Origin of the sequence: Flavobacterium panacagri, from assembly GCF_030378165.1 — a bacterium.
Classification (GTDB): Bacteria; Bacteroidota; Bacteroidia; order Flavobacteriales; family Flavobacteriaceae; genus Flavobacterium; species Flavobacterium panacagri.
The window spans coordinates 435,051-447,949 of record NZ_CP119766.1 but is presented as its reverse complement, the minus strand read 5'-3'; the positions used below and the strand labels follow the sequence as shown (position 1 = coordinate 447,949).

At 33.8% G+C, this 12,899-nt stretch carries 11 protein-coding genes; 6 read left to right on the top strand and 5 right to left on the bottom strand.

Going from position 1 to position 12,899, the window contains the following annotated elements:
• The first annotated feature begins 11 nt into the window (after positions 1-11).
• The 4 genes from P2W65_RS02180 (at position 12) to P2W65_RS02165 (ending at position 3,725) form a co-directional block, all read left to right on the top strand.
• Entirely contained in the window at positions 12-1,367 is a 1,356-nt protein-coding gene (locus P2W65_RS02180) for a UDP-N-acetylmuramate--L-alanine ligase (protein ID WP_289663244.1), read from the top strand.
• Positions 1,368-1,569: 202 nt separating this feature from the next.
• On the top strand, positions 1,570-2,259 hold the full coding sequence (gene radC, locus P2W65_RS02175) for a RadC family protein (RefSeq protein WP_289663242.1): 690 nt from the start codon (positions 1,570-1,572) through the stop codon (positions 2,257-2,259).
• Between the two features lie 3 nt (positions 2,260-2,262).
• The gene (locus tag P2W65_RS02170; RefSeq protein WP_289663240.1) at positions 2,263-2,949 is read left to right on the top strand and encodes a YjjG family noncanonical pyrimidine nucleotidase; all 687 of its coding nucleotides are present in this window, start codon (positions 2,263-2,265) and stop codon (positions 2,947-2,949) included.
• A 2-nt stretch (positions 2,950-2,951) separates the two neighbouring features.
• Entirely contained in the window at positions 2,952-3,725 is a 774-nt protein-coding gene (locus P2W65_RS02165; protein WP_289666149.1) for a hypothetical protein, read from the top strand.
• A 14-nt stretch (positions 3,726-3,739) separates the two neighbouring features.
• On the opposite strand, the gene P2W65_RS02160 is transcribed toward P2W65_RS02165, so the two are convergent.
• On the bottom strand, positions 3,740-5,017 hold the full coding sequence (locus P2W65_RS02160) for a replication-associated recombination protein A (RefSeq protein ID WP_289663238.1): 1,278 nt from the start codon (positions 5,015-5,017) through the stop codon (positions 3,740-3,742).
• Between the two features lie 176 nt (positions 5,018-5,193).
• Between P2W65_RS02160 and P2W65_RS02155 the strand changes: the two genes are divergently transcribed.
• Both P2W65_RS02155 and P2W65_RS02150 read left to right on the top strand, forming a co-directional pair.
• Positions 5,194-5,955 carry a rhomboid family intramembrane serine protease gene (locus P2W65_RS02155; RefSeq protein ID WP_289663236.1) on the top strand — a complete coding sequence of 254 codons (762 nt, stop codon included), beginning with the start codon at positions 5,194-5,196 and terminating at the stop codon, positions 5,953-5,955.
• 63 nt (positions 5,956-6,018) lie between these two features.
• Complete coding sequence (locus tag P2W65_RS02150; RefSeq protein ID WP_289663234.1) at positions 6,019-6,525, top strand: hypothetical protein; 507 nt, start codon at positions 6,019-6,021, stop codon at positions 6,523-6,525.
• Position 6,526: 1 nt separating this feature from the next.
• On the opposite strand, the gene P2W65_RS02145 is transcribed toward P2W65_RS02150, so the two are convergent.
• From P2W65_RS02145 to P2W65_RS02130, 4 genes are all read right to left on the bottom strand, one after another.
• The gene (locus P2W65_RS02145) at positions 6,527-7,330 is read right to left on the bottom strand and encodes a DUF2490 domain-containing protein (protein WP_289663231.1); all 804 of its coding nucleotides are present in this window, start codon (positions 7,328-7,330) and stop codon (positions 6,527-6,529) included.
• A 48-nt stretch (positions 7,331-7,378) separates the two neighbouring features.
• A complete protein-coding gene (gene rlmB / locus P2W65_RS02140) occupies positions 7,379-8,113 on the bottom strand; it encodes a 23S rRNA (guanosine(2251)-2'-O)-methyltransferase RlmB (RefSeq protein ID WP_184165609.1) in 735 nt (244 codons plus the stop codon).
• A gap of 92 nt (positions 8,114-8,205) precedes the next feature.
• Positions 8,206-9,651: a RagB/SusD family nutrient uptake outer membrane protein gene (locus tag P2W65_RS02135; protein WP_289663227.1), complete on the bottom strand. Its 1,446-nt coding sequence runs from the start codon at positions 9,649-9,651 to the stop codon at positions 8,206-8,208.
• A 4-nt stretch (positions 9,652-9,655) separates the two neighbouring features.
• Positions 9,656-12,844, bottom strand: coding sequence for a SusC/RagA family TonB-linked outer membrane protein (locus P2W65_RS02130; protein WP_289663225.1), 3,189 nt, complete (start codon positions 12,842-12,844; stop codon positions 9,656-9,658).
• Positions 12,845-12,899: the final 55 nt, after the last annotated feature.

Genomic DNA, 12,899 nt, shown 5'->3' with positions numbered 1-12,899 from the left:
AGAGATTCTAAATGAAAACACATTTCATTGCCATTGGCGGAAGCGCAATGCACAACTTAGCATTAGCACTACATAACAAAGGATATCAGGTTACAGGAAGCGATGACGCTATCTTTGAACCATCAAAATCAAGATTAGAGAAAAAGGGAATTTTACCAGCTGAATTAGGATGGTTTCCAGAAAAAATTACTGCTGATATTGATGCAATCATTCTTGGAATGCACGCAAAAGCAGATAATCCGGAATTATTGAAAGCACAGGAATTGGGATTAAAAATTTATTCCTATCCTGAATTTTTATATGAACAGTCAAAAAATAAAACTCGTGTTGTAATTGGTGGTTCTCACGGAAAAACGACTATTACTTCGATGATTTTGCACGTGATGCATTACCATAATATTGCAGTTGATTACATGGTTGGTGCACAATTGGAAGGCTTTGATACAATGGTTCACTTAACGGAAGAAAATGATTTTATGGTTTTGGAAGGTGACGAATATTTGTCTTCTCCAATTGACAGACGCCCTAAATTTCATTTGTATCAGCCCAATATTGCCTTGATTTCTGGAATTGCTTGGGATCATATTAACGTTTTTCCAACGTACGAGAATTATGTAGAGCAGTTTGAGATTTTCATTGCAAAAATTACTAACGGAGGTATTTTAGTTTATAATGAAAATGATCCAGAAGTAAAACGTGTTTCTGAAGCAGCAACAAATCCAATTAGAAAAATTGCGTATTCAACTCCAGAATATTCTGTAAGTGATGGTGTAACTTTATTAAAAACTCCAGAAGGCGATATGCCAATTGAAGTTTTTGGTGCGCATAACTTAAATAATTTAGCTGGAGCCAAATGGATCTGCCAAAATATGGGAGTTGACGAAGCTGATTTTTACGAGGCAATCGCAAGTTTTAAAGGAGCTTCAAAACGTTTAGAAAAAATTGCTGAAGGAAAAGGAAAAGTAGCCTATAAAGATTTTGCGCATTCGCCAAGTAAAGTTGCAGCTACAACAAAAGCAGTTAAAGAACAATATCCAAATAGAACTTTAGTAGCTTGTTTGGAATTGCATACGTACAGCAGTTTAAATGCCGAATTCTTAAAAGAATATGAAGGCGCTTTAGAATATGCAGATGTTGCCGTTGTTTTCTACTCTCCAGATGCTGTGAAAATAAAACAGTTAGAAGAAGTAACTTATGAACAGATTGCTACAGCATTTAACAGAAAAGATTTAATCATTTATACAAATCCAACTGAATTTAAAGAATATTTATTCAACTTAAATTTAGATAATTCGGCACTTTTATTAATGAGTTCTGGAAATTACGGCGGGTTAAATTTTGATGATGTGAAAGGATTGATTAATTAGAGAATTAATCAATTTGAAAATTAGATAATGGGCCGATTGTTTCAGACAATCGGCTTTTTTTTGATTGGAATTTGAAATTTCAGATTTGGAATTTCATTTTAGTACTTTTTATTTTTAAAGTTAATAAAAATTAAAATCGATTGCATTTATTTGAAAGGTTTTTCTTCTTTTTGTATATATTCGCTTTTTATATGATGTGATTATGGATGAAGGGCATTTCGCTATAAGAGATTGGTCAGATGATGACAAACCTCGCGAAAAATTAATGAAAAAAGGCAGAGATGCTTTGAGTGATGCCGAATTATTGGCGATTTTAATTGGTTCTGGAAGCCGAAATGAATCGGCAGTTGCATTAAGTCAAAGAATTTTGGCTACAGCAAAAAATCTAAATGCTTTAGGTAAAATGTCTATTTCACAGTTAATGAAGTTTAAAGGGATAGGTGAAGCAAAAGCAGTTTCAATTGTTTCTGCATTAGAGTTGGGGAGAAGACAGAGAGCAGAAGATGTTTTAGTATTAAAAAGAATAACTTCAAGTAAAGCGGTATTTGAAATAATGCAGCCTATAATTGGCGAACTTCCGCATGAAGAATTTTGGGTGCTTTTTCTTAATAATTCAAACAAGGTAATTTCTAAATCACAATTAAGTAAAGGAGGTATTGCGGGAACAGTTGTAGATATGCGATTGATTTTTAAATTAGCATTAGAAAACGGAGCTACAGGTTTGATTTTGTGTCATAATCATCCCTCAGGAGATTTAAAGCCAAGTAATGCAGATAAACAAATCACGAAGAAAATTAAAGAGGCAGGGGAAATTTTAGATGTTAAAGTTTTAGACCATTTGATTATTACTGAATCAAAATATTATAGTTTTGTAGATGAAGGAATTTTTTAACACATGAATACCACAATTACAGATGTCTTTTTTGACTTAGACCATACGCTTTGGGATTTTGATAAGAATTCACAAATGGCTTTTGATAAAATTTTTAAAAGTAAATACCAAGAAATTATTACTGAGGATTTTATAAAAGAATATATTCCAATAAATCAAGAGTGCTGGAGATTGTATCAGAATGATAAAATCACACATCAGGAGTTACGTTTTAATCGACTGAAGTTTTCTTTTGACGCTTTAAATTATGTGATTTCGGAAGAAAATATTTTAGCAATCGCCAATGATTATATTGAATTTTTGACCGATAATAATTATCTTTTTGATGGAGCTATTGAAGTTCTAGAATATTTAAAACCAAAATATAAACTGCATATTATTACCAACGGATTTGCGGGCGTACAAGAAAAGAAAATTAATAATGCTTCATTAGGAAGTTATTTTAGCACTATAACAAATTCGGAGTTAGCAGGTGTTAAAAAGCCAAATAGTATTATATTTGATTACGCATTAAAATTAGCCAAAACTTCAAAAGAAAATAGTGTAATGATCGGAGATGATTTTGAAGCCGATGTAACTGGAGCATTAAATGCAGGTTTGGATGCTATTTATTTTAATGAAAGAAGGCTGGATGTTTCTGGAAATTATAAACAAATTAACCATTTATTAGAACTAAAAAAATATTTATAATGATGAAGATTAAATTTTTACTTACTGCACTTTTATGTTCAGTTGTTGGATTTGCGCAGTCTGTTAATGATTACAAAGCCGTAATTATACCTTTGAAGTATGATTTTATGAAAACCGATAATCAATATCGTTTAGCAACTTTGACTAAACAAAATTTAACTAAAGCTGGTTTTGAAGCCTATTACAGCAATGAACAACTTCCTGATGGATATACTGATCGCTGTCAGGTTTTGTATATTGATGTAGTAAAAGATAATGCTTTTTTAGTAACTAAACTTTTTGTGCAGCTTAAAGATTGTTTCAATCAGGTTGTTTTTACTTCTGAAGTTGGAAGAAGCAAAGAGAAAGATTATGATTTAGCTTATAAAGAGTCGCTTGATAATGCTTTTAAATCTGTTATTGCATTGCATTACAAATATAGCGGAAATCCTGTAGTAGTTACTAGAACTACAGCACAAGCACCAGCAAAGATTACTGCTGAAACTTTAGCGGCAGCGACGCCAGTTGCAGCAACTCAAGTTGCAGCGTCTAGTCCATCGCCAGATTTAAAAGATCCAAACTTATTGTATGCACAGCCTACAGAGTCAGGTTATCAGTTAATTGATAAAACTCCAAAAGTAGTAATGAAACTTCTTAAGACTTCCCAGTCAAATGTCTATATTGCTATAAAAGATAATGTACAAGGTTCTTTAATCTTAAAACCAGATGGTCAATGGTATTTTGAATCTTACCAAAATGACAAATTGGTTTCAGAAAAAATTACTGTGAAATTCTAAATATAAAATGCGGTCTAATATCCGTATTTATCTTTCCAACGGTTCTTTAAAAATTCTCGGTTGCTGTTCTCTCTAGAATTGCTTCCAGGATTATAAAGAACCGTTTCCTTTATGGCATCTGGTAAGAACTCTTGTTCTGCAAAATTATTCGCATAATCGTGCGAGTATTTGTATTCATCGCCATAACCAAGTTCTTTCATTAATTTGGTTGGAGCATTTCGTAAATGAATTGGAACTGGTAAATCTCCCGTTTGTTTGACCAATTGCTGCGCATTTCCAATTGCCATATAGGAGGCATTGCTTTTGGGAGATGTTGCAAGATAGATCGCACACTGACTTAAAATAATGCGGCTTTCTGGATATCCAATTGTAGTAACCGCCTGAAAAGTATTGTTTGCCATTATAAAAGCAGTTGGATTGGCATTTCCAATATCTTCACTTGATAGGATTAACATTCTTCTTGCAATAAATTTAACATCCTCGCCGCCTTCGATCATTCTAGCAAGCCAATAAACAGCCCCATTTGGATCGCTCCCTCGAATAGATTTTATAAAAGCAGAAATAATATCATAATGCTGTTCGCCTGTTTTGTCATAAAGTACAGTATTCTGCTGTACTAATTCTAAAACACGTTCATTAGTAATTGTGATATCATCTCCTTCAGAAGCATTGATGACAAGTTCAAAAATATTGAGAAGTTTTCTTCCATCACCGCCAGAAAGACGTAATAAAGCTTCGGTTTCCTTTAGATTTATATTTTTTGTCAATAAATAAGTGTCGGTTTTCATTGCTCGCTTTAATAGAGCCTCTAAATCGTCTTTTGTAAAAGCATTTAAGATATAAACTTGACAGCGTGACAATAGTGCAGGAATCACTTCAAAACTGGGATTTTCTGTTGTGGCACCAACCAAAGTTATCCAGCCTTTTTCGACTGCAGCTAAAAGTGAATCTTGCTGTGATTTGCTGAAACGGTGAATCTCGTCAATAAAAAGTATTGGATTTTTGGCAGTAAAAAGACCGCCGCTTTGTTTTGCTTTTTCTATAACGTCGCGAATATCTTTAACACCAGAATTAATGGCACTTAAAATATAAAACGGCCGTTTTGATTCTTGTGAAATAATTTGGGCAAGTGTTGTTTTTCCTGTGCCAGGAGGTCCCCAAAAAATCAAAGAAGGAATTATTCCCCTTGAAATTTGCTGTGTTAAAGATCCTGTTGGACCAACTAAATGCTGCTGACTAATATAATCCTCTAATTTTTGCGGACGAATGCGCTCTGCTAACGGTGCTTCCATTTTACAAAATTACAGTTTTTAGTTTTAGATTTTATCCATTAGAAGTTAAAACAATGGATGTTTCGAGTGGATTGTTACAATCTGAGACAAAATTTGAATGGATCGACTATGACAAAATATCAGTAAAATATTTTTGGATAGTTTTTTGAGTTCTTATAATGGTTATTTAGAAAAATATGAACGATACCAGCTTTAAATTTTCCAATTCAGTTATTGCGCTTCCCTTATTTTTTGTCCTTTTATTATGGGTAGTATATTGGCTCCAGATTCGTTTCGATTTTGATTTTTATCAATACGGAATTTATCCTCGAGATATAGTGGGCTTAAGAGGTGTTTTATTTAGTCCTTTTATCCATGAAAATTTAGATCATCTTTATAATAATAGTATTCCGCTTTTGATATTATTGACAGCAATCCAGTTTTTTTATCCCAAGCAGACATTTGGAGTAATTGGCTATGGTATTTTGCTTTCGGGATTAATTACCTGGATTCTAGGACGTGAAAATTTTCATATTGGAGCGAGCGGATTGATTTATGTTTTGGTAAGTTTTATTTTTTTTAAAGGAATCCAGACGCGTTATTATAGATTAGTGGCTTTATCGCTAACAGTGATTTTGCTTTATGGCGGTATGATATGGTATGTTTTTCCAGATGTAGATCAATCTATTTCTTGGGAAGGACATTTGGCAGGTCTTATTACTGGTTTTGTCCTGACATTGTTTTATAAAGCGCCAGAATATGCAAAGCCTATTGTTTATGATTGGCAGCGACCAGATTTTGATCCAGCTACAGATCCTTTTATGAAGCATTTTGACGAAAACGGAAATTTTGTAAATAGTACGCCTGAACAAGAGGAAGATCAATTGGATTATTTTTCCTCAAGTCATCAGGTAAATTATATTGTAACAAGAAAAATAGAATCCGAAGGAGAAATTTAGATTAATGTTTCTTTGAGATTAAATCAGTAAATTTGTTTTTGTAACAATTTAATCTCTAGGGTTATGAGTAAAATAAAGATGTGTATTTTGTTCTTGTGTTTTATTTTTAACACTAAAGCTAGTGCACAATGCGAAATTAAAAACAGGGTTCAGGCTGATGGTAGCATGCTGTACTATTTTGAACCAGCTGTGTTTTATACGACTAAGTCAAAATCTTTGAAAATTAATATTGTTACAGACAAAGAACATTATTTTGTAGCATTGCAGCCAACTCCATTTCCGGATAAGAAAATTGGTAAAAAGATAAAAGATGATTTAATTATTCATCTTGCGGATAATAATACTTATAAGCTGGCACATTACGATACGCTATACCGAAGAAATGATTCTATTATGCAAGTTCTTTACTTAATTGATGAAAAAGATTTAAATGCTTTCTCAAACTACGAAGCAGTTACTGCTGAAATTAATATGAAAGGAACAGAGTTTGTGCGAAGCTATAATTTTAAGCTTCATAAAAATGCTATAAGAGAGCAGCTTTTATGTTTTTTAAAAGAGAAAGAAAAGTAGATTATTCTTCATCTTTTATTTCATGATTATGTTTGCTGGCCATTTTCTTCTTGACGCTTTCGAGTAGATTATTGAAACTAATAGTTAAAGAGGCGGCGTTTGTAGTTTGATTTCCGTTGTTGCGTGGTAAAAATTCGTTACAGTAAGTAAGTTCAACCTGAATATCATCTGAAAACAAATATCCTGCACCTACATTAAATCTATTGCGGTCGAAGAAACTTTCTCCTGTAACCTTTGCACCAGATTTTAAGTATATTTCATCTGAAGCTACTGCATATATAACACCTTCTCTTAAAACTTTACTGTTTATTGGTTGTAGATATTTAATCTGTTGACGATAACGGAAAACATTTTCATAGTCTCCATCTTGATTTCTCATGTGGCGAAATTCGATTCGCATTCTTGTGCTTAAAGTGTAGCCAGTTTTATGGAAATAGTAAATTCCTTGAAGAGCAAATCGCCATTCGGGAGATTCAAATTGTCCTATTTCGGGAACGTCTCTATTGTTAAAGTATGCAATGAAAGAAGAAAATTTCCATCTGGGAGAAAAGTAATAATGTCCCCAGCCTCTAACTGACCTTTGAATTGTGTTGGCGAACAAATTAGAAGAAGATTCAGTACTGCTGTATGTTGCTCCTAAATCTATTTCAGTGGCCCATTTTTCGCTTATGGTTCTAGTAAACTGAATTTCATTCCAAAATTGATTATAGGTAGAGCTTTGTCCATAGCTGTTTGTAATTATTAAAATTACAAACAGACATCGAACTATATTAATTGTTTTTATCGGATTAGATTTTGAAAGCATTAATTAAAGTTTTTAATTATTCATTCTAATCTTTATTCTCAACCCAATTTAACTTCTCTGGCGGACAGTTTCGTATAAAAATGCACCGCAGGCAACAGAAACATTTAGTGATCCTATACTACCAAACATAGGTAGTTTTGCTTTTTCATCTACTATTTTCAAGACAGAAGGATTTATTCCTCGATCTTCTGAACCCATAATTATTGCAACGGGATCAGCTAAAGAAACATCATAAATATTTTGATCTGTCTTTTCGGTTGCGGCAACTGTTTTAATTCCGGAACCTTGCAAATAGAAAATAGCATCTTTAATATGTTCAACTTTACAGATTGGCACATTAAATACAGCTCCCGCAGATGTTTTAACCGTATCTCCGTTTACAGGTGCCGAACCCGCTTTTTGAATAATAATTCCGTTTACGCCTGTACATTCTGCTGTTCTGATGATTGCACCAAAATTTCTGGCATCAGAGATTTGGTCTAATATTAAAAACAAAGGTTTTTTACCAGATTCAATAGTAGATTCAACAAGATGTTCTAAGTCAATAAAACCAATAGGGGAGATGGTTGCGACAGCACCTTGATGATTATTAGGAGTAAGACGGTTTAGTTTTTCTACAGGAACATAAGAAAAATTAATGTTAGCACGTTTCATGACCTTCATTAAATCTTTCATTAACTCACTTGAAATTTCCTTTTGGATGAAGACTTTGTCTACTTCTTTTCCTGCTTGAATTGCTTCTATAATGGCTCTAATGCCGAATATTTGATGTTCTTTTTCCATGGGACAAATATAGGTAATATGTTGCTATAAAAAAACCGCTCTGAATAACAGAGCGGTTTAGTCTTATAAGTATGACTTAATCTAAATTTAGATTATAGTGGACTTTGTACAATTAGTGGATTAGCATCAACTTCTGCTTGTGGAACTTGGAAGATGAATTCGTTAGCGCCAGCTGCATAGTTATTTTTTCCAAATGCAACGTGGTTCGATCCAGGATAATCTCTAACAAGACCAACTCCTAAACGTTTCATGTCAAACCAAGCATATCCTTCTCCCCATAACTCAATTCTTTTTTGAAGAATGATTTCATTGATTAAAGCAGAACCAGAATTAGTAGATAATGTATAAGCAGGATCTCTTGTAACAGTGATATCATATAAAACTTGTTTAGCACCTGCTTCATTTCCTGATCTTGCTAAAGCTTCAGCTTCAATGTAGTATAAAGAAGCAGATCTTAAGTAGATGTAATCTCCAGAATCTACTGTAGGGTCTCTAAACTTTGTATTAGCATATGCAGGTAATGCAGGATAAAGAGGGTTTCCAGTTACTGGTACAAACGCTTTTTTTCTGTAATCAGTTGCAGAAATACTATTATAAAGACGTACGTCGATATTTTTAAAGATTTGTAAACCTCCAGCATATCCTGAATCGTTTGTATTATCGAAATGACCAAAGAAACTTGCTACGAACGTACTTTGTGCAGAGGTTATGTTTGCTCCCCACATTGTTTCACCACCTGTAGTGATATCGTAGAAACCATTGCTCCAATCAGTTTCATTAAGTAAAGTATAACCTTGTCTAGCTTCATGTGCCAAAGTAGCTGCTAGTGCATATTTACCTTCTTCTAAGTAAACATCAGCTAAAAATGCTTGTGCTACAGATTGGTCTAATCCATCTTTGTTTGCACGTGTAAAACCTTCAAGAGCTTCAACAGCATCAATTAAATCTTTTTCAATTACAGTGTAAACTTCAGCAACTGTAGCTCTTGCTTTACCTTCTAAAGATACATCTGTATATAAAGGCACACATAATTTTGATTCATTTCCTACGTATGTTGGTCCATACATACGAGCTAACATAAAATAAAAGTAACCTCTTAATGCTAAAGCTTGTCCTCTTAACGATTTTAAACTAGCATCATCAGTATCAGCTGGAATAGCGTTGATAACTGTGTTAGCAGTTTTAATCTGAGGGTAATAAATACTCCAAGCTAATTTTGATCTTGAGTTAGTTTGTGTTCTTCCTAAGTAGTTATAGAAAGATCCATACCAGCTAGATTTAGTCATTAACATGTCGTTAGACATCATGTCAGTAGCAACAAGAATTGACTTGTGGCCATAATCTTCGTGACTTCCAGGAATAGATAGACCATAAGATCTAAGGGCTGAATAGATACCTGCTATAATCGCTTTGTTAGCTTCTGCAGATGTTCCAAGTTGTTCGTCATTGATTGTTGATTCAGGCTGTGTGTCAAGAAAATCTTTTTCACAGCTTGTAAGTACCAACAAGGACATTGTTATAATTAATAATTTTTTCATGTTCTTAGAAATTTACTGTTAAACCAAATGAGATCGTTCTCATTACTCCATATACATTTAAAGACTGACCGTTGTTTGATCTTGTACCTAAATTGTTTAATCTAGGATCCATACCTTTTCTTTCTGACCATAATGCCAAATTAGTTCCCATTACACTAAATTTAGTAGATGTAATTCCAAGATCTGTAAGTTTACTGTTTTTGAAATCGTAAGATAAAGAAACATCTTGGATACTGATGTAGTCTGATTTAGTTAAGAAATAATCAGAAGCCGCCATTTGTAGAGTTGAAACGTGGTCAATTCTAGGGATGTCAGAATTTGGATTGTCTACAGTCCAAGCTTTTTCACTGTCCTTGTGGTAGTTTTGTCCGATGTTATCTCCTCCAGAATACATTGCACTTTGGTAAACTTGGTCATACATGTATCCTCCAAATTGATAAGCAAGACTCGCTTGTAATGTTAAGTTTTTGTAACGAACAACAGTTCCAAAACCTCCGTATACATCTGGATTTGCATCTTTGTCGCTTAAGTACTGAGTAGCATTTCCGTAAACATCAGTTGTAGTTCTACCAGTTACTGCTCCAGAAGCATCTTTTTGATCCATGTACCATAAAGAGTTTCCGTTAGTTTTATCAACACCTGCAAATTCTCTTAAGTAGAAAGCATAAGCTGGAGCTCCTACTTGGAAACGGAAGATTCCAGATGTAAATGGACTTGGTAATGAAGTTACTTCATTTTTGTAATGTGTTCCATTTGCCCAAATGTTGAAATCAAAATCTTGAGTTTTGATGATATCAATACCTAAGTTAACCTCAATTCCTTTATTAGCCATATCTCCAATGTTTTCACTAACGAAGTTAGTTCCTGTAGATGGAGAAAGAGGTCTGTTGTAAATTAAATCACTTACTTTTCTTTCAAAGTATTCAGCTTCAATGTTCACTCTGTTGAATAATTCAATTTCGAATCCAACGTTCATGTTTTTAGAAACCTCCCATTTGATATCTTTGTTTCCAGTGAATACTTGAAGTACAGTTGCGTTTCCTTCTGCATCTGGAACAATTTCGTATTGATTTTGGTATGCATAGTAGTTTCTTGCAGATCCAAAATAGCTACGGTGGCTGATTTGTGTACTTGCTGGGTAGAAAATGTTGTCATTTCCTTGCTCTCCATAACTTCCTTTAATTCTTAAGTCTGTAACAACCTTAGATTGTGGGAAGAAAGATTCTTTTGCTACAGACCACGCTGCTCCAAAACCGTAGAAATTACCCCATCTGTTGTCTGGGTGGAATACAGAAGATCCATCTCTTCTGAAACTAGCATTAATAAAGTATTTATCTTTATAGTTGTAGTTTGCTCTTGAGAAGTATCCTTCAACTTTGTATAAGTCATTGTAACCATCTACATAGTTGTATTTAGTTGCGTTACTTAAAACTGGTAAACCTGGAATAACTACTCCACTTTTTTGTCCAGCTAACATTTTTGATGTAAAGTCAGAAGATTCGTGACCTACAAGAATGTCAATATTATGATTACCTATAGATTTTTTCCAAGATAATAATTGTTGGTTAGTGATAGTGTAATCATCTTGAGATGCAGTACCAATTCTACCATTAACTCCCATGTCATCACCACCTTCTCCAGTTGTACTGTTTAAGTAGTATCCAGACATTAAATCGTATCCAAGGTTATATCTGAAATTGAAATCTTTTAAGAAATCAATAGAAACATATCCTCTAGCTCCAAATTTATTTTCTTGATTTAAATTTGTGTTTAATAATGTAGTTGCGTATGGGTTTAAGTTAGCTCCGTAAGGACGGTTTCCGCTTTTGTTAAAGTCATAAACTCTACTTCCATCTGCATTTGTTACGTAGTTACCAGCAGCATCTCTTTCGTAAATAGTATAGATAGGTGCAATGTTTCTTGCCCAGCTAAATAAGTTACTATAAGTTGAAGAACTTACTTGAGAAATTGGTGCATTTTGATCTGAATTAGCATAGTTTAAGTTAGCTCCAACTTTAATTTTGCTATTTATACTGTAATCTACATTTGCTCTAACTGTTGCACGTTTAAAGTCTGAGTTAACAGTATAACCATTGTCTTTTAAGTATCCTACAGATAAGTAAGAACTTAAGTTGTCAGTACTGCTTGATAAACTCAAGAAGTGCTCTGTTCTTGTAGCATCTCTAAATAATGCATCAGCCCAATCATCATGGTATAATAACTGTGCATTTGGGTTCAATTTTCCAGTTGCTGGATCTATTACCTGGTTGTTTGGTACGTTATAATTATTGTATCCTAAAGAATAAGAATCTCCAGTAATTAATCTATTAGCCGCGATAGTAGAAGCATTTGCAGCAGTTTGTCCTTGGAACATTAAACCACTTTTAATTCTGCCAAAAACAGTTTCGTAGTACTCTCCTGGATCTTTAATCATGTCGTACTCTGGTACCGCTCTTGAGTTAACCCCAATTTTAGTTTCGTAAGTAACTCTTAATTGTCCTTTTTTACCTTTTTTAGTAGTAACAATGATAACCCCGTTTGCTCCACGGCTACCATATAATGCATTAGAAGATGCATCTTTCAAGAAACTGATAGATTCGATATCTTGAGTAGCAATTGCATTAATATCTCCATTGTAAGGAATACCATCAACAACATATAATGGTGCGTTTGAAGATGATAATGATCCAATACCTCTAAAACGAACTTGAGGAGCGTCTCCAGGCTGTCCTGAGTTTGCACTAATCTGAACACCGGCAACTTTACCAGTTAAAGATTGAATGGCATTCGATGCCTGAGCAGTTTCTAAAGCTTTTGCGTCAATTTTTGTAACAGCTCCAGTAATCTCAGATTTTTTTTGTGTTCCGAAGGCAACGACTACAACTCCTTCAAGCTCTAATGCATCTCCTGATAGTTTTGCATTAACAGTAGTTGAAGAAGCAGGTAATTCCTGTGCTTTCATCCCAATGTAAGTAAAAACCAGAGTTTGACTTGGGGCAGCTTTAATAGAGTACTTTCCGTCAAAATCTGTTTGAGTTCCTGTTTTTGTTCCTTTAACTAATACACTTACACCTGGTATTGGCATGCCTGTATTGTCCGAAACAATTCCCGAAACAATTCTTTCTTGCGCAAAAGATAATTGCGCTACTAGTACTAAAAGTAGTACTAACAGTCCATTGAACTTTAGTTTCATTTTTAATTATTTTGAATTAGTATGGCAAAAATCTTAATTTGTTGTTAATATTCCT

Excerpts from the sequence above, each read along its gene's own strand:
- P2W65_RS02180 (WP_289663244.1), top strand. The coding sequence starts at position 12 with ATGAAAACACATTTCATTGCCATTGGCGGAAGCGCAATGCACAACTTA.
- radC (WP_289663242.1), top strand. The coding sequence starts at position 1,570 with ATGGATGAAGGGCATTTCGCTATAAGAGATTGGTCAGATGATGACAAA.
- P2W65_RS02170 (WP_289663240.1), top strand. The coding sequence starts at position 2,263 with ATGAATACCACAATTACAGATGTCTTTTTTGACTTAGACCATACGCTT.
- P2W65_RS02165 (WP_289666149.1), top strand. The coding sequence starts at position 2,952 with ATGAAGATTAAATTTTTACTTACTGCACTTTTATGTTCAGTTGTTGGA.
- P2W65_RS02160 (WP_289663238.1), bottom strand. The coding sequence starts at position 5,017 with ATGGAAGCACCGTTAGCAGAGCGCATTCGTCCGCAAAAATTAGAGGAT.
- P2W65_RS02155 (WP_289663236.1), top strand. The coding sequence starts at position 5,194 with ATGAACGATACCAGCTTTAAATTTTCCAATTCAGTTATTGCGCTTCCC.
- P2W65_RS02150 (WP_289663234.1), top strand. The coding sequence starts at position 6,019 with ATGAGTAAAATAAAGATGTGTATTTTGTTCTTGTGTTTTATTTTTAAC.
- P2W65_RS02145 (WP_289663231.1), bottom strand. The coding sequence starts at position 7,330 with ATGCTTTCAAAATCTAATCCGATAAAAACAATTAATATAGTTCGATGT.
- rlmB (WP_184165609.1), bottom strand. The coding sequence starts at position 8,113 with ATGGAAAAAGAACATCAAATATTCGGCATTAGAGCCATTATAGAAGCA.
- P2W65_RS02135 (WP_289663227.1), bottom strand. The coding sequence starts at position 9,651 with ATGAAAAAATTATTAATTATAACAATGTCCTTGTTGGTACTTACAAGC.
- P2W65_RS02130 (WP_289663225.1), bottom strand. The coding sequence starts at position 12,844 with ATGAAACTAAAGTTCAATGGACTGTTAGTACTACTTTTAGTACTAGTA.